The 17315-nt window shown below is 62.0% G+C and carries 12 protein-coding genes; 2 read left to right on the top strand and 10 right to left on the bottom strand.

The features are described 5' to 3' along the window. Nucleotides 1-194 precede the first annotated feature (194 nt). On the bottom strand, nucleotides 195-2330 hold the full coding sequence (locus QUG03_RS18975) for a patatin-like phospholipase family protein (RefSeq protein WP_500820670.1): 2136 nt from the start codon (nucleotides 2328-2330) through the stop codon (nucleotides 195-197). 311 nt (nucleotides 2331-2641) lie between these two features. Between QUG03_RS18975 and QUG03_RS18970 the strand changes: the two genes are divergently transcribed. Then, nucleotides 2642-4075: a cyclic-di-GMP receptor FimW-related protein gene (locus QUG03_RS18970; protein WP_227103326.1), complete on the top strand. Its 1434-nt coding sequence runs from the start codon at nucleotides 2642-2644 to the stop codon at nucleotides 4073-4075. An 81-nt stretch (nucleotides 4076-4156) separates the two neighbouring features. Here the strand turns inward: QUG03_RS18970 and QUG03_RS18965 are convergent, their stop codons facing one another. Both QUG03_RS18965 and QUG03_RS18960 read right to left on the bottom strand, forming a co-directional pair. After that, nucleotides 4157-5359, bottom strand: coding sequence for an acetyl-CoA C-acyltransferase (locus QUG03_RS18965; protein WP_500820669.1), 1203 nt, complete (start codon nucleotides 5357-5359; stop codon nucleotides 4157-4159). A 193-nt stretch (nucleotides 5360-5552) separates the two neighbouring features. Beyond that, entirely contained in the window at nucleotides 5553-7928 is a 2376-nt protein-coding gene (locus QUG03_RS18960) for a 3-hydroxyacyl-CoA dehydrogenase/enoyl-CoA hydratase family protein (RefSeq protein WP_500820668.1), read from the bottom strand. Between the two features lie 149 nt (nucleotides 7929-8077). Between QUG03_RS18960 and QUG03_RS18955 the strand changes: the two genes are divergently transcribed. After that, nucleotides 8078-8407, top strand: a complete 330-nt coding sequence (locus tag QUG03_RS18955; protein WP_486637282.1) for a hypothetical protein — start codon at nucleotides 8078-8080, stop codon at nucleotides 8405-8407. Here QUG03_RS18955 and QUG03_RS18950 read toward each other — a convergent pair. From QUG03_RS18950 to QUG03_RS18920, 7 genes are all read right to left on the bottom strand, one after another. Next, on the bottom strand, nucleotides 8404-9858 hold the full coding sequence (locus tag QUG03_RS18950; protein WP_500820667.1) for an OmpP1/FadL family transporter: 1455 nt from the start codon (nucleotides 9856-9858) through the stop codon (nucleotides 8404-8406). The genes QUG03_RS18955 and QUG03_RS18950 overlap by 4 nt on opposite strands. 185 nt (nucleotides 9859-10043) lie before the next feature. Continuing rightward, entirely contained in the window at nucleotides 10044-10421 is a 378-nt protein-coding gene (locus QUG03_RS18945; protein WP_107801726.1) for an acyl-CoA thioesterase, read from the bottom strand. Between the two features lie 126 nt (nucleotides 10422-10547). Next, nucleotides 10548-13001 carry an acyl-CoA dehydrogenase gene (locus tag QUG03_RS18940; protein ID WP_253313636.1) on the bottom strand — a complete coding sequence of 818 codons (2454 nt, stop codon included), beginning with the start codon at nucleotides 12999-13001 and terminating at the stop codon, nucleotides 10548-10550. A 90-nt stretch (nucleotides 13002-13091) separates the two neighbouring features. Beyond that, the gene (locus QUG03_RS18935) at nucleotides 13092-13739 is read right to left on the bottom strand and encodes a TetR/AcrR family transcriptional regulator (RefSeq protein ID WP_019102939.1); all 648 of its coding nucleotides are present in this window, start codon (nucleotides 13737-13739) and stop codon (nucleotides 13092-13094) included. 202 nt (nucleotides 13740-13941) lie between these two features. Further along, a complete protein-coding gene (locus QUG03_RS18930) occupies nucleotides 13942-15129 on the bottom strand; it encodes an O-succinylhomoserine sulfhydrylase (protein ID WP_500820666.1) in 1188 nt (395 codons plus the stop codon). A 270-nt stretch (nucleotides 15130-15399) separates the two neighbouring features. Further along, nucleotides 15400-16011: a M15 family metallopeptidase gene (locus tag QUG03_RS18925; RefSeq protein WP_227103338.1), complete on the bottom strand. Its 612-nt coding sequence runs from the start codon at nucleotides 16009-16011 to the stop codon at nucleotides 15400-15402. A gap of 34 nt (nucleotides 16012-16045) precedes the next feature. Next, nucleotides 16046-17269 carry a D-amino acid dehydrogenase gene (locus QUG03_RS18920; protein ID WP_500820665.1) on the bottom strand — a complete coding sequence of 408 codons (1224 nt, stop codon included), beginning with the start codon at nucleotides 17267-17269 and terminating at the stop codon, nucleotides 16046-16048. Between the last annotated feature and the right edge of the window lie 46 nt (nucleotides 17270-17315).

Below are 17315 nucleotides of genomic sequence, written 5' to 3'. Positions count from 1 at the left end.
AAACGTTTGTATTTTTACGTCACATATCAACAACAGAAAATACAAGAACTTAAAATTCAACCGTCCGAAAGATCGATACGCGTGGGCTGGAGCAGCCGTTCGCCCCCACCAGGTCAATAAAAACAAAACGCTATATGGCGGCTGCCATATAGCGTTTTTAGTTTGATGAGCCTCAGGCCCAAGCCACAATCGACTCAGTAGTCGGACCCCAGATACAGATAGGCGGTGGGTTTGCCGCCCTTGGCGGTGCCAACGCCAAGGAAGAACGGCCCGATGATGGTGTCCGCGGCGAGGAAGACCGATCCGGCGGGAATCCAGTTAGTATCGTGCGACGAGAGGTCTTCAGCTCGCACTCGGCCCCAAATCTTGCCCAGCTCCATCGAGATACCGGCGTAAACGCCGGAGCCAATCGCCGACGGCAGGCTGGACGCTCGCCAATACAGCATCGAGCGGAAAAGGGACGAGCGATCGCCAATCAGTTCGGAGTCCTGATAACCGCTCAGATTCAAGAAGCCGCCCAGCGATCTGGGCAAGGTCTGGGCATCCTCTCTGTCGTCGAGATTCAAAGCGCCCTTGTTCTTGGCGGTCAAGCGCATCGTCACACTGCCCAGAGTCTTGACATACTCCATGGTCGTATCGTAGTTGGTCAGATTGACATCGCTGCCCCAGGATGGAATGCTCTTGGTCAACCGGCCACTAAAGAAGTAGCCAGAGCGCGGCCAGCGCGGATTGTCGAACTGATCCACCACCAAGCTGGTGCCCACCCCGGTATCCCGAAAGTTTGACGGCACCAAGCCAGGAAACCAAGATACCCGCGAGCCGAAGTGATTATCGTCCCGGTACGCGCCAATCCGCCACTCGCCGTAACGCCCCAAGGCCACGCCGCCATCCAGACGCACGCTGCCCACATCATTGTTCCACTCCGTATTTAACGAATGGTCCGCGTTATAAATCGACAAAAAATCCTGTCGATACCCAAAGGACGCCGCGCCGAACACCGGGCTGCCCTCGTACAGCGGCTGGTACCACTCGGTCTTGAACAGCTTGTTCTGGCCGATGGACACATCGTTGCGCCAGGCGCCGCCGGCGCTATTGGCGTTGCGCCATTCATGCGAAGCCAAAAAGTTGAAATTGCTCTCGCCCGGCGTCGCGCTGCTCAGATTCAGGCCGAAGCGCAGAAAGTTCGGGCCGATGCTGCGCTCCAGCGGCGACACCGTCATCACATTGCGGCCGGACACACTGTCCACGCGGTAGGTCAGCCGGTCGTAGTCGCCGCCGGCGAACACGCCGCGCAGACGGGTCTGAGCGCTGCTGATCGGCTCCACCACCGAGGAGAAAGCCAGCGATTTGGCCAGTTGCTCCGGCTTGGTGAACTGGCCGGGCTTGCCTTCCACCTGAATCTTGTCGATCAAGGGGAAGTGCGGCCGCTCCAAGCGGCGCTTCCACGCCGCGTACTCTTCTTCCGACACCGAATAGGCCGACAGCTGCTTGGCCAGAGCCTTGGCCGCCTCCTCGCCGCGCTGGGTGATTGCCTGGTGTTCGCTGAAAGAGGCCGCAGTATAGCCGCTCAAATCCGGCTTGATCACCAGATCGCGCTTGTCCAGCTTCCGCAACTGCTCCTTGGCGTTGCGGCTGACCATCAGATTGGAAGTCTGCGCCACCACATCGAACAGGCTGTTGATCTCTTTCGCCTTCATCAGCGGCGTGGACACGTCGACGACGATCACCCGATCGGCGCAGCGGCCTTTGACATCCTGAATCGGCAGATTGCGCGCCAGGCCGCCGTCCACCAGCAGGCGGCCATCGTCGTCCTCGATCAGATCGAACAAGCCCGGCACCGCCATGCTGGCGCGCAGCGCGCGCGCCAGCGAGCCCTGCGCGAACACCACCGGTTCGCCAGTGGCCAGATCGGTGGCCACCGCGCGAAACGGGATCGGCAACTGATCAAAACTGCCCACCACGCGATCACGCGTCAGCTTGTGGATGTACAGCTCGATTTCCTGCGAATTGATCGCACTGCGCGGCACTTTCAGGCCGTCCTTCTTCAAGCCGAAGGTAACGTCCAGATAGTTCTTGTAATCGTCTCGCTTGCGATCGTAGGGCACGTCCGCCCGCGTCGGCTTGCCGGAAAGCAAGGCGTCCCAATCGGCGGCGTCGAACTCGTGCTCCATCTGCGCCAAAGGCAAGCCATTTGCATAAATACCACCAATCAGGGCGCCGGCGCTGGTCCCCGCGATACAGGCGATGGGAATCCGCAAACGCTCCAGTTCCTTCAGCACCCCCAGGTGGGCGAAACCGCGCGCGCCGCCGCCGCCCAGCACCAAACCCACGCCTTGCGGCGGATACGCGCCAAGCTCTTCCCCGTTGCCCGCCCAGGCCGTTTGCGACAAAACCCCGAGCAACAGCAGCGATGTCAGCCGCTGTCGCCGATTCCAGCGATTGTTATTTGTAAGCATATGGGTAAATAATGAGAATTACCGTTTCACCCACGCCTGTGCGTGGCGTAAGATATAGCGATATGCCAATGAAAACATAATTTCCTATAAAGCCGGGCTAAATGTTTGACTTCAAATCACTAGTCAGTTCCCTACTGAACAAAAACACGACTGCCTCCGAAGTGGCGCAGTCTGCAACGCTATTAGTGCGCGACCTGCCTGAAACCGAGTATTTCGGCGCCTTGGTGGAAATCATCAAAGCCGTCGCCAAAATCAATACCGACACCGATATCTCGCTGAAAGAGCGCGTCAAGACACTGGTCTACGTCGACGACAAGGCCAACAACATCCACCGCCAGCTGTGCCGGGACTATTTGCAGTCCAAAGGCGGCAGCAAAGGCTATCTGCCCACCATCCTCGCCTACTGGCACGAGCTGTCCTCCGCCTATCAGATCTGCCTGAGACTGTACAAAAGCCACCCCAACGCGGTGCCGGAAGACGAAATCCGCATCGTCACCATCCGCGGCCTGCATCATCAGATGCGGCTGATCGCCTGGAACTCCCTGCGCTATCTGAAGCCGGAAGGCGCCGCCTGGCAAAACGGTTTCCGCTTTTTCAGCCAGGCAGAGGAAAGCGGTTTTTCCCGGCACCCGATCAAGCTTTATCTGAACAGCCCGGACGAATTCAGCTGTGAACAACTGCTGATCCAGGCCGGCATGCTCTTCCTGGCGCAGACCGACAATATGCTGCACAAGGAGATCATCGCGGTAGACCAGTTGCTGATGATGCTGAGCCAGAGCATTCCGCTGGACAAACAGCCGCCGGTGGAAGAGCCCATCTTCGTCTACAATCTGTCGATGCCCGAACCGCCGCAAGCCATGCTGCGCGGCATGGCCGGCAAATGGCACCGCTACTGGTCCGCTTACGAAATCACCAGCCGCCTGGCGGATCTGATGTTCGATCTGGACAGGCGGATCCCTCCCGCCCTGGCGGCCATGGACGGCGGGCTGGAGCGCGAGGAATGGGCCATTCTATGCGAAAAACTGGCCATTCGCTGGTCTACCGACGGCGGCAAGTCCCTGCGCAAGTCGGAGCGTTCGCTGCACGCGTCCAACGCCCACGTCAGCATAGGCTTCGAACGCGTCGCCTATCAGGTCAAGGTTCAGGACGTGCCGACGCAGGACCCCGAGCGCGCCAGCGATTGGCGCATCAACGACATCAGTTCCACCGGCATGGGCCTCACCTTCATCGGCAAGGCGGTGGAACAGCTGGCCATCGGCCGCGTCATCCTGGTCAAAGCGGACAATCACCCGCAGCTGCTGGGCGTGATCCGCCGCATCCTGCGCCAAAGCAACGGCACCAAGGTGGGCATAGAAATCCTCGGGCAAAACCCCGTCGGCGTATCGCTGCTGGACCCCGAGCACTCGGAATCCCCGCCCTCCACCGCCATCTACATCACCCAGCCCAACTCCCGCAAAGGCCAGCGCTACTTCCTGATGCCCAAGGCCCTGACGCTGCCGGACAAGCAATTGGTGCTGGCGGCGCAAGGCAAGTCCTACCAGATTCGCCTCAAAACCCCGCAGCACGAATACGAGGACTGCAGCCACAGCGACTTCGACACGCTGTCCAAGGTGGACTAAGCCCCGCCCCCGCCGCGCGGCGGGCAATAAAAAACCGGCTCGCCATGGCGAGCCGGTTTTTTTACGCGAGAACCGTCCCGCTTACAAGACTTCGATGATGCCGGCGGCGCCCATGCCGGTGCCGATGCACATGGTCACCATGCCGTAGCCCTTCTGGCCGGCGTCGCGCATGCCGTGCACCAAGGTAGCGGTGCGGATGGCGCCGGTGGCGCCCAGAGGGTGACCCAGAGCGATGGCGCCGCCATGCGGGTTGACCTTGGAGGTATCCAGCTCCAGATCGCGGATCACCGCCAAAGCCTGAGCCGCAAACGCCTCGTTCAGTTCGATCCACTTCAGGTCGTCCTGCTTCAGGCCCGCCTGGCTCAAAGCGGCCGGGATCGCCTCTTTCGGACCAATGCCCATGATTTCCGGCGGCACGCCCTTGACCGCGAAAGTGACGTAGCGGCCCAGCGGAGTCAGATTGAACTCCTTGAGCACGCGCTCGGACACCAGAATCACCGCGCCGGCGCCGTCGGACATCTGCGAGGAATTGCCGGCGGTGACCGAACCCTTGGCGTCGAACACCGTTTTCAGCTTGGCCAGGCCTTCCTGCGTAGTCTCGCGGCGCGGGCCTTCGTCAGTGTCCAGCACGCGGGTCTTGACCGCCACTTCGCCGGTTTCCAGATTGGGCGTGCGGTAGGTCGCCTCTAGCGGCGTGATCTCGCTCTTGAACTTGCCGCCGTCGATCGCGGCCAGCGCGCGGCGGTGCGATTCCACCGCGAACGCGTCCTGGTCTTCGCGCGACACGCCCCACTGCTGCGCCACTTTTTCGGCGGTCAGGCCCATGCCGTAAGCGATGCCGTAGTTTTCATCCTTGGCGAAGATTTCCGGGTTCAGCGACACCTTGTTGCCCATCATAGGCACCAGCGACATCGACTCGGCGCCCGCGGCGATCACCACGTCGGCCTCGCCCAGGCGGATACGGTCGGCAGCCATCTGCACCGCGTTGATACCCGACGAGCAGTAACGGTTGATGGTGATGCCGCCCACGGTATTGGGCAGGCCGGCCAGCAACACGCCGATGCGCGCCATGTTCAGACCCTGTTCCGCTTCCGGGAAGGCGCAGCCCACCACGCAGTCGGAAATCAGCTTCGGATCCAGATTAGGCACCTGGGCCAGCGCGCCGGTGATCACGTGCGCCAGCATATCGTCCGGACGCACATGACGCATCATGCCGCGCGGCGCCTTGCCCACCGGCGTGCGGGTGACGGCGACGATGTAAGCTTCTTGTACTTGTTTGCTCATTTTGATTCTCCTGTCGGCGGCCTGACCCGCGCTCCGGCGATCAGGCTGCCTTTCATCTGGCTATTGGCCGTGCTTGCGGGAGGATTCGTCGCGAGCGGGCCGAGATCGAAGCGAGAAGCGCAGCCGTACATGCGGTACGGCGAGCATCGCAGCATTCGATATCGGCGCGCGCAGCAGAATCACCCCCAAGCACTTAGTTGCGCAGCGGCTTGCCGGTGGTCAACATATTGGCGATGCGATCCTGGGTCTTGGAGTTTTTCAGCAAGGTCATGAAGGCCTTGCGCTCCAGATCCAGAATCCACTGCTCGTTGACCAGGGTGCCGGCTTCGACGTCGCCGCCGGTCATCACGTCGGCGATCAGGCCGGCGATGAAGAAGTCATGCTTGGAAATGAAGTTGCCCTCCAGCATGTTCACCAACTGGCCCTTGATGGACGCGGCGCCGCTGCGGCCGGCCACCGGGAAGCCCTTGACCTTGAGCGGCGGACGGTAGCCGGCTTCGGCCAGAGCGATCGCCTGCTGTTTAGCCACGTGCAACAACTCGTAAGCGTTGAACACCACCGGGTCGCCATTGCGGAAGAAGCCGATTTCCTGCGCTTCGAAGCCGCTGGTGGCCACTTTGGCGGTGGCGATGGCCATGAAGTAGTCCTTCAGCGCGGCCAGCACGTCGCCGCGCGCTTCCTGAGCGGCGCGCAAGGCGAATTCTTTGCAGCCGCCGCCGCCCGGCAGCAGGCCGACGCCCACTTCCACCAGACCGACATAGGATTCCAGCGCCGCCACGGTCTTGTCGCAGTGCATGGCGAATTCGCAGCCGCCGCCGAACACATAGCCCTGGGTCGCCGCCACCGTCGGCACCTGGCAATAGCGCAGGCGCATCGAGGTTTCCTGGAAGCGGCGCACCGTCGCGTCGATCGCGTCCCAATCGCCCATCATGAAGGCCGGCATCATAGACTGCAGATCGGCGCCGACGGAGAACGGCTCCTCGGTCTGCCAGATCACCAGGCCCTTGAAGCGGTCTTCGGCGATGTCGACGGCCTTGTTCAGACCCTCGATCACGGCCGGGCCGATCACATGCGCCTTGGACTTGAACGACACCACCAGCACTTCGTCGCCGGTGGTGAAGGCGCGCACGCCCTCGTTTTCGAACACGGTTTCGCCCAGCGGCGCCGCCGCCTCGCCCAGCACCTTGGCCGGCGCCAGCTGACGCTGGTACACGTCCAGCGTGGAGCGGCCCACCAGCTTGTTGCCGGCCGGATCGTAAGAGCCTTCGGCGAAGTGCACGCCGGCGCGGTCGCCCTGCAGCACCCAGGCCGGCAGCGCGGCGGCGCTCAGCGCCTTGCCGGCTTTCACGTCCTCGTCCAGCCACTTGGCCACTTGCTGCCAGCCGGCGGCCTGCCAGGTTTCAAACGGACCCACGCTCCAGCCGAAGCCCCAGCGGATGGCGAAGTCGACGTCGCGCGCGCTATTGGCGATATCGGCCAGATGGTGGGAAATGTAATGGAACACATCGCGGAAACATGCCCACAGGAATTGCGCCTGCGGATGGCTGCTCTCGCGCAGTTTCTGGAATTTTTCCGCCGGATTGGCGATCTTCAGGATTTCCTTGACCGCGTCGTCGCCCTTCTCGCCGGAGCCGACGTACTCGCCCTTGGCCGGGTCCAGCACCAACATGCGCTTGCCGTCTTTCTTATAGATGCCGGCCTTGGTCTTGGCGCCCAGCGCGCCGGCGGCGATCAGCTTCTGCATCCATTCCGGAGTCTGGAACAGGCCGTGCCACGGGTCTTGCGGCAGGGTGTCCTGCATGGTTTTGACCACGTGGGCGAAAGTGTCCAGGCCCACCACGTCGGCGGTGCGGAAGGTGGCCGATTTGGGGCGACCCAGACGCGGACCGGTCAGGTCGTCCACCACGTCGAAGCGGATGCCGAACTTGTCAGCGTTGGCGATGGTGGCCAGCATCGAGAATACGCCGATGCGGTTGGCGACGAAGTTGGGGGTGTCCTTGGCGCGAACCACGCCCTTGCCCAGGCTGGACACCAGGAAGCGCTCCAGATTATCCAGGATGTGCGCGTCCGAGGTCAGGCAGGGAATGATTTCCACCAGATGCATATAGCGCGGCGGATTGAAGAAATGCACGCCGCAGAAACGCGGGCGCACATTGTCCGGGCAGCTTTGCGCCAGCGTGTTGATCGACAGGCCGGAAGTATTGGTGGCGAAAATGGTGTGCTCGCCCAGGTGCGGCGCCACTTTGTGGTACAGATCCGCTTTCCAGTCCATGCGCTCGGCGATGGCTTCGATCACCAGGTCGCAATCCTTCAAGAGGTGCAGGTGGTCGTCGTAGTTGGCCGGCTGAATGTGGTTGACGGCATCCTTATTGGCCAAGGGAGCGGGCTTCTGCTTTTTCAAGCCTTCCAGCGCCTTGAGCACGATGCCGTTCTTGTCGCCTTCCTTGGCGGGCAAGTCGAACAGGATGGTCGGAACTTTGGCATTCACCAGATGGGCGGCGATTTGAGCCCCCATCACGCCAGCGCCTAACACGGCTACCTTGCGTACGTTGAACTTGGTTTGAGACATGGTTTCCTCGTTTTGTTGAAACACAACATGAGACAGGCCCCTCTCGCCTGCTCAGCCTGCCTCAAGGACGGGCGTTGTTCGTCCTTGCGCTGAGTCGGCGGCGCGCCGCCGCTGCAGCCGGCACAACTCGGCCGGCCGGGAGAATGATTATGATGAAGCCCGGCCTGCCCGGAAGCCTGGCGAGAGATGGTTTCCCCACCGCCGCGGACATCCGTCAATCTACTGAAAAACCGCGCCGGCAGCCACTATCGCGGCGGATCAAGCGCAGCTGGAAAAGATCTGCATTGAAAAATATCAAACACTCGCTTTTCTCTCAAATAAGTCTAACCCAATTTGGGCAAAAAAACAGGGGGTTCATGGAAAAATACAGAGAGAAAACAAGCGGGAAAACCGGCACGGCGCAAACGCAAAAACCGGGCGAGCGCCACCGCGCCCGCCCGACCCGAAATCCGCGCGCCCAACGGCGCCGATTCAATTAAAACCGATAGTTGTACTGCAGACCGATCAGCTGTAGATAGGTCTTGTAGCTGCCTTTGACCGTGCCGCCGTTGCCGGTGCAGGCACCATTGTTACCAGAAGGGCTGCACGCATCTGTGTAGTTCACATTGGCATTTGCAAAGTTGATGAAGCTATAGGCGAAGTCGACCGAGCTCTGCTTGTTGATCTTGTAGTTGGCGCCCAGCGACAGCCACAGACGATCACTATCCGGAATAGCCGGATGACGGTCATTATCGGACTTCAGCGGCGATTGCTCCCAAGCCACGCCGCCGCGGAATAGCCAGGCATCGTTGTACAGGTAATTGGCGCCCAAGGAGACACGCCAGGTGTCACGCCAGTTCTGATGAATTGTGATATCCCCCTGAGATACGCCATTCACCGTACCCTGCTTGATAACAATATCCTTCATTTGCGAATTGGCCACCCAGGTCACATCGCCCATCACCGCCCACTTCGGATTCAACTGATGGAAGAAGTTAGCCGACGCTGTCTCAGGGGTCGTAACATCTACAGTCGCACTCGTATCAGGGTGCTTCTTCGCACTCAGATAAGCCGGAAGATTGGGAATGCCGAGCCCTGCCAAATTACCCTTCACATTAGAGAAATCCCAATCCGCCGTTCCCTCTAGCTTCTGCTTGATCGCTGAGCGATAAGCAAGGCCGAATCGGGTATTTTCATCCAAAGTAAACATATAGCCTATGTTCCAGCCAAACCCCCAGTCGTCACCGGAGATGCGAGCAGTACCATCCCCAGACACGCCTAAGGCATTAAGCTGCCCTTGCACCAATGCACCGCCAACGACATTGGGATTCATTCCATTCGCGCCAGCCAGCAACTGACCAATCCCCGTACGCACATCCGCAGCCTGCTGCAAAGTCGCATCAAGATACTGAGCCGAAATGCCAAAACCAAACGCATGACGATCATCCAACTTGAATGACATGCTTGGATTAATATTGAAGGACTTTAGGTCAACGTTTTGCAAGGCATAGCGTCCAGCCCAACCACTGTCATAATCTAACTTGGCGCCATACGGAACAAAGACGCCCACGCCCAAGTTAATCTTTTCGTTCAGCTTGTGCGACAAATAAAAGTTAGGCGCAACTACCACCGAAGGCGCAAAAGAGCCCCCATTACCACCACCAGTGGGCTTATTGGCAAAATTGGTGGAACCATTGTCGGTATATTCGGAATGTGGCACCACAAAGGTTAAGCCGCCGGAAAACTGCGTGCCCTCCAGCCGGGACAGACCGGCCGGGTTGGCGAAAATAGTGGAAGGATCGTTGGCCTCGGCGCCGTTGGCATGCGCCGTGCCCTGGCCGGACACGCTCTGCGAACCAAACTGATAACCCGAGGCCACGGCCTGGGTGGACATTAGACCGAATGTTGCGCCCATGACCATCACGGACAGGCTGAGGTGCTTGAGTTTCATGTTCTCCCTCTCTCTTTGGCGTTGCTATAGTGTTCTTAGGTGTTAGATGACCAATAACAAGCACTGGTCATATTTGATGCTACCAGAGAATTAGAGCAATTCCACAAGGTTTTGGAGTGTTTGTTCCAAACAAACGTTTAATGAGACATTTCTGCAACAAGCACGCAAAAAAGCATGGAAATGCGCTAAATAACACCTAAAAGACGCGATTTTCCATCGCAATCCACCGCCACATAGGTGGCCACCACTTCGGTGATCGCCTCGTGCGAGCCATCGATGCGCTCCGCTTCGACGGTGATTTTCAGGGTGATGGATTTCTGGCCTATTCTCAGCCGTTCCACATAAAGGTCCACCACGTCGCCCAGCAGGATGGGCGCGGCGAATTGAAAGGTGTTGACCGCCACCGTGGTCACCGGGCCGCGCGACAGGCGCTCGGCGTCAAGGCTGCCGGCCATGTCGATCTGATTCATCAGCCAACCGGCCTGGACTCGGCCGTAAGCGTTGGTGCTGGTTGGCAGCGCGCGCACGCGCAGCGTGGGAATCCGGACTTCAGGGCGGTCCATGCTCACTCCTTTGTTCTTGTTCATCGCTCGATCTTGGCGACTTTTCATCATTTCACGCCAGCGGCCGTCTGCCAGCCGCTGGCGTGAAATGCCGGGACGGATCCCGGCAAATCTTACCCCTTACGCTCAGAAGATCAAGCGTTGCAGCAGCTTATCGTCATGTTGCTCCAGCATCTTGTCGAAATCGTCCACCATGATCACGTCGCGCTTGAGCTTGCGCGCGCGGCTGACGGCGTCGAACTCGGCCTGATTGAGCAAACCGGCCGCCAAGGCTTCCGCCAGGCGCTCGCGCGCGGTCACCGACACGAACTTGCCGTCGCGCGCCAGCTTGCGCAGCTTCTGCTCCAGCGGCTCGGTGGCCAGCACCGCCTCCAGCGCGTGCGCCAGCACGCCGACCGCATCGGTTTCCTCCTTGGGCAGATACATGCCGCGCGTCAGCCGCTCGCGGGTCGCGCCCGGCTCCATCATCGCGCGCGCCACCTGGGTGCCGACGCGGTCGGACGCCGGCTTGAGCGTCAGGCCCCACGGGAAGATCAGCTTGCGCAGCACCGCCGCCAGCATGCGGCTGGGCAAGTTGGCCAGGAAGCCGTCCATCGCCTGCTGCACATCGTACAAGGCGTTTTCCACCGACCATTGCAACACCGCCAGGTCTTCCTTGGGCGCGCCGTCGCGCTCGAAACGCTTCAGGCAGGCGGAGGCGATGTAAAGACCGGACAGCATGTCGCCCAGACGCGCGGACAGCTTCTCGCGGAACTTCAGGCTGCCGCCCAGGCTGAACATCGCCATATCGGACAGCAAGGCGAAGGCGCTGGAGAAACGGGTCAGCCGGCGATAGTAGGCGCCGACTTCGCCGCCGCGCGGCGCGCCGACGAAACGGGCGCCGCTCAGACCCAGCCACAGCGAACGCACCACATTGCTGATCACGAAGTTGATGTGACCGGTAATGGCGGCGTCGAATTCCTTGCCGTCGTCTGTCATCGCCGCCTTCATTTCGCGCAGCACGAAGGGATGGCAGCGGATCGCGCCCTGGCCGTAGATAATCATCGAACGGGTCAGGATGTTGGCGCCTTCCACAGTGATGCCGATCGGAATCGCCTGATAGGCGCGCGCCAGATAGTTGCGCGGCCCCAGCACCACAGCCTTGCCGCCATGGATGTCCATCGCGTCGTTGATGGCTTTGCGCATGCGCTCGGTGTTGTGGTACTTGAGGATGGCGGACAGCACCGACGGCTTCTCGCCGGTATCGAGACCGGTCAAGGCCAGGTCCTGCGAGGCCTCCATCTGATAGGTGTAGCCGCCGATGCGCGCCATCGCCTCGTCCACGCCCTCGAACTTGCCGATGGGCAGGCCGAACTGATCGCGGATGCGCGCGTAAGCGCCGGTGACGAAGGTGCTCATCTTGCCGGAAGCCACCGACATCGCCGGCAGGGAAATGCAGCGGCCCACCGACAAGCACTCAACCAGCATGCGCCAGCCCTGGCCAGCGAACTCGCGGCCGCCGATGATCCAGTCCAGCGGAATGAACACATCCTTGCCCCAGGTCGGGCCGTTCATGAAGGCGGCGCCGCCCGGGAAATGGCGACGGCCGATGGCCACGCCCTCGTGCTCGGTGGGCACCAGCGCGCAGGTGATGCCCAGGTCTTCTTTATCGCCCAGCAGATGCTCGGGATCGTACATCTTGAACGCCAGGCCCAGGATGGTGGCCACCGGGGCCAAGGTGATCCAGCGCTTTTCCCAGCTGACGCGCAGGCCCAGCACGTCGTCGAAACGCTCGCCGGTGCGCGGATGGGTGTAGGAACCGCGGCAGACGATGCCGTAGTCGGGAATGCTGCCGGCGTCCGAGCCCGCATAGGGGCTGGTCAGCGCGAAGCAGGGAATCTCCAGACCCTTGGCCAGGCGCGGCAGATAATAATCCTTCTGCTCCTCGGTGCCGTAGTGCTGCAGCAATTCGCCCGGACCCAGAGAGTTGGGCACCATCACCGATACCGCGGCGGTGCCGCCGCGGGTGGCGATCTTTGTGACCACTTTGGCATGAGCGTAGTTGGAGAACTCCAGACCGCCGTACTGCTTTTTGACGATCATGCCCAGGAAGCCGTTGTCCTTGATGAATTGCCATACTTCCGGCGGCAGATCCTTCAGCTCGTGGGTGATCTTCCAATCGTCAATCATCGCGCACAGCTGTTCGGTGGGGCCGTCGATGAAGGCCTGTTCTTCCGGCGTCAGCTTGGGATCGGGAAAGGACAGCAGGCGGTTCCAGTCCGGCTTGCCGGAGAACAGGTCGCGATCCCACCAGACCGTGCCGGCGTTGATGGCTTCCTGCTCGGTCTGGGACATCGCCGGCGTGATTTTCTTGAACACGCCGAACACCGGGCCGGTGAACACGGCGCGGCGCAAGGGCGGAAGATTGAGAACGGCGGCGATCACCGCGAAAACAGCCCAGGCCGCCGGCGGCAGCGGGCAATGGAAGACGAACTGGAGCGCGGCTAGCCAGGCGGCCAGCCCCACGGTCCAGGCCAGAACAGGCGCGCGGAAATACGCCAGCGCGCCCAGCAGCACGACCAGAACAACGGCAGATATCATTTTGTTTTACCCTCGTGTTGACCCTTCCATTCCGGCGGCAACAGCAAGGGACGCGGCCTTGGTCGACGCGTCCTGCCCTGCGCTCCGGAATCAGCCTTCCATGGGCGCGACCAGGCCAGCCATGACAAAGGGCACGAGGTATTTGACGATCATGTCCGGATCCCGCGCGCTGACGATCTGACTGCGAGTGAAGATCTTCAGCACATCGTTGCCGGCGAAGGCATTGAACATGACGCTGAACGCAAGATGCATTCTCCAGGCCAACTGCTCCGTGTCCAGCAAGGGCAAGGCGCGCTGAAACGCGCGACTGTAACGCTGGACGAACACGCTGTACTGCTGGGAGATGGTTTCGCGCAACAGGCGGTGGTTCTCCACCAAGGTGCGCGACAACAGGCGCACGAACATCGCCCCGCCGCGCGACGGGTCCTTGGACAGCGACAGGCAGGGCCGTATGAACGACAGCACCAAGCCTTCCACCGACAGTTTCTCCTCCGAGGCCTCCGCCTCCAGCTTGTCCAGTTCCGCCAGGCAGTCCGCTATCAGCGGGGCCAGTCTGCGCATGAACACGGACTCGAACAACGCGTCCTTGGAGCCGAAGTGGTAATTCACCGCGGCCAGGTTTACCTCGGCTTGCTGGGTGATCATGCGCAGCGAGGTCGCTTCGAAACCGTGCTCCACAAACAAGCGTTCTGCAACGTCCAGAATGCGGGTGGCGGTATCGGGGCGGCTTGCTTCCATGTTCTCCAGTGCCTTTTTTGTATTTGCTGGTTTTATGGTCTTGCTCATTTCAGCTTTCGAACAAGCGTTTCAAACTTACGTTTTAATTTGACGAATGTCAAGACATGTCTCGACGGCGCTCGGGCCAAACTCTCAGGGTGGCAACAAAAGCGGCAGTCCGTATTTTAGACTGCCGTTTGAATGAAACACATGTTGAAAGCGATTAGTCAAGGCCGCGCGCCAAATCCCGCTTCAGATCCTCGACATGCTCCAGGCCCACCGCCACCCGCAACAGGCCTTCGACGATGCCGGCCTTGGACCTGGCTTCCGGCGTGATGCGGGCGTGGGTAGTGGACGCGGGATGCGTAATGGTGGACTTGACGTCGCCCAGATTAGCGGTGCGGGAAATCAGCTGGACCCGGTCCACCACGCGCCAGGCTTCGGCCCTGCCCCCCTTGACCACGAAGGACACCACCGCGCCGCCGCCGCTTTGCTGACGCAAGGCCAGTTCATATTGCGGATGGCTGGCCAGCCCTGGATAAAACACCCGCTCCACCGCCGGCTGCGCTTCCAGCCAGCGCGCCAACTCCAGCGCGTTGGCGCTGTGCTTTTCCATCCGCAGATGCAGGGTTTCCATGCCGGAGAGCAAAGCCCAGGCGTTGAACGGCGCCAAGGTGGGGCCGGCGGTGCGCACGTGCAGGTAGATCTGTTCGATCAGCGCGTCGCTGCCCACCACCGCGCCGCCCATCACCCGGCCATGGCCGTCCAGATATTTGGTGGCGGAGTGCATCACCAGGTCCGCGCCCAGTTTCAGCGGCTGCTGCAAGGCCGGGGAACAGAAGCTGTTGTCCACCACCAGCAGGGCCTCATGCTGATGGGCAATAGCCGCGATGGCGGCGATGTCGGCGATTTCCGTCAGAGGATTGGACGGCGTCTCCAGAAACAACAAACGGGTATTGGGCCGCGCCGCGTCGCGCCAGGCTTGCAGGTCGGTGGCGTCGACGAAGGTGGTTTCCACGCCGAACTTGGCCAATAGGCCGGCAAACAGATTGGTGGTGGAACCGAACAGGCTTTGCGAGGACAGGATGTGATCGCCGGCCTTGAGCAGACTCATCATGATGGCCTGGATCGCCGCCATGCCGGTGGCGGTGGCGATGGCGCGCTCGCCGCCCTCCATCAGCGCCAGCCGCTGCTGAAAGGCCGCGACGGTGGGATTGGTGAAGCGGGAATAGGTGTAGCCGTCCAGTTCGCCCAGGAACATGGCCGCGGCCTGTTCCGCCGAATCGTAGGTGAAGCTGGAAGTCAGATGCAGGCTTTGGCTGTGCTCGCGATAATCGCTGATTTCGCGGCCGCCGCGGATTGCCTGGGTTTCCGGGTGCCAACAGGCTTGTTCGGTATTGTCGGATGCCATTGATGTTTCTCTGCGGGTGCTTCTAAGAATTTGTTCACGATCGGCTGCGCGTCATGAGACCTGGCGCGGCGAGTACTGCTTCGAAAGGCTCATGCGCCGTGCGCACACTCCGCTTTCCCAGCCGCAAGGCCTTGTCTCGCCTTGCCTCGCAGGAGCATGAACAGGCGACCAACGGCCATATTGCCTGAAAATCCGCGGTTTGCTAAATGCCTGCCGGGCATAAAGCCGCCGGCCCGGCGGCATTAGCGCCAGCCGGCGACGGCGGCCGGCTCACTCGATCAGCAGCATATGCGCACGCACCCAGTCGCGATCCGCCGCCTCGAAGTGCCACCACTCGGTGGCGATGCCGTTGAAGCCGGCCTGGCTCATGCAATGGCGCAACAGCTGACGGTTGGCCACTTGCGCCTCGCTCAGCCTGCCGGTCCGCAGCAGCTCCGCCTCGCGCTGCGGCTGCGCCCGTTCGGTGAAGTCGTCGAAACCGGTGCCCATGTCCAGCTCGCCCCCGTCGGCATCCTCCACGCTCAGGTCCACCGCCATGCCGAAGCTGTGGATCGAACCGCGCGCCGGGTCGGCGACGTAGATGCGCTGCGGCGTGTCCTTGACGATGTCCCACAGCACCCGCTGCACCCGTCCCGGCCTCAGCGCGTCGAAAACCAGCAAATGGAAGCCGGGACGCAGCCGGCGCAGCTCGCGCGCGGCCATGGCCAGGCCTTCGGCCGCGCGGCGGTGCAATAAGGCCGGCGCCGCCTCGCCGTAAAGGTTTCGCCCCACGAAATTGTTGGCGCAGGCATAGCGCAGGTCCAGTCTCACCCCGTCGATGTCCGCTATCGACAGGTATTCCGGATGCGCCGCCAAGTCCTCCATCCCGATCACCGCTTTCATGCTCGCCTCGCTTCCCTCGTCCATCCCCCGGCCCTCACTCCCCCGCCATCTCCCGCGCCAGCCGCTCGGCACTGCCCAGGGCCAAGGTGAAACCCAAGGCGCCGTGTCCCAGATTCAGCCACAGATTGGCCGGTCCGCCGGGCGCGCGGCCTATCAAGGGCACCCCGTCCGGCGTGGCCGGCCTCAAGCCGGCCCATTCCGCCGCCTGTTCCAGGCGGCCCGCCCGCGGCCAATCTCGCATCACTTGCCGGCGCAAGCCGGCCACGCGCCGCGGGTCCGGGCTTTCGTCATAGCCAACCAGGTCCGCCGCCGCCGCCACCCGCAGACGGCCGCCTATCGGCGCGTACAAGATCTTGCGCTCGAAATCGGTGACGCTGAGCGCGGGCAAACCCTCACCCGCCGGCATGTCCAGGCTATAGCCCTTCAGCGGGTAGAGCGGCAGCCGCAGGCCCAGTTTGCGCGCCAGCCCCGCGCCGCCGACGCCGGCGGCCAGCACCAGATGGCAGCAAGGCAGAGCGCCTCCAGGCAGCCAAACTTGCCGTACCCGCCCCTGGGCCAGTTCGAAGCCTACGACCTCCTCGCCGAAGCGGAACTCTACGTCCAGACCCTCGTCGCGCATTCTTCGCTGCATGGCCAGGCAGAACAGCCGGCAATCCGCCACCTCCTCGTCCGGGGTATGCACCCCGCCGGCCAGCGGCCCGCTCAAGCCGGCCAAGGCCGGCTCCAGCGCGCGGCAGGCGTCCGCGTCCAGCAAGCGCTGGCGCGCGCCCAGCTCGCTCAAGGCCGCCACGCCCTGTCGCGCATGCTCCAGCGCCGCGGCGCCGCGGTACAGCACCAGCTTGCCGTTGCGCCGCCAGGCGAAACCGTCCAGGCCTTCCGCGCGCAGTGCGTCCAACTGCTGGCGGCTGCTTTGCGCCAAACGCCACAATTGGGCGCTGCCGGCGCGGTTGGCCTCGCGGTTGCAGGCGCGGTAGAAGCGCCACAGCCATTGCCACTGGGCCGCGTCCCAACGCGGGCGCAAACGCATCGGCGCGTCCGCGCTCAGCAGCCAGGCCAGCGCCTTGGCCGGCACCCCGGCGTCGGCCAGCGGCGACACATAGCTGTAGCTTAGCTGGCCGCCGTTGGCGTGGCTGGCGCCGGCCGCCGCTTCGCCGCGCCGTTCCAGCACCGTGACCGGCCAGCCCGCCCGCGCCAGCCGCCACGCGCTGCACAGTCCAATCACGCCGGCGCCCACGATCAGCACCCTCGCCTCGTCCATTCCGCCCCCTCGCAAAGTCCGTCAAACCGCAAAGCCGGCTTTCGAC

It is taken from the genome of Chromobacterium sp. CCUG 30098 (genome assembly GCF_059916605.1).
The sequence above is the reverse complement of the archived record's forward strand: the minus strand, read 5'-3'. Positions and strand labels throughout refer to the sequence as shown.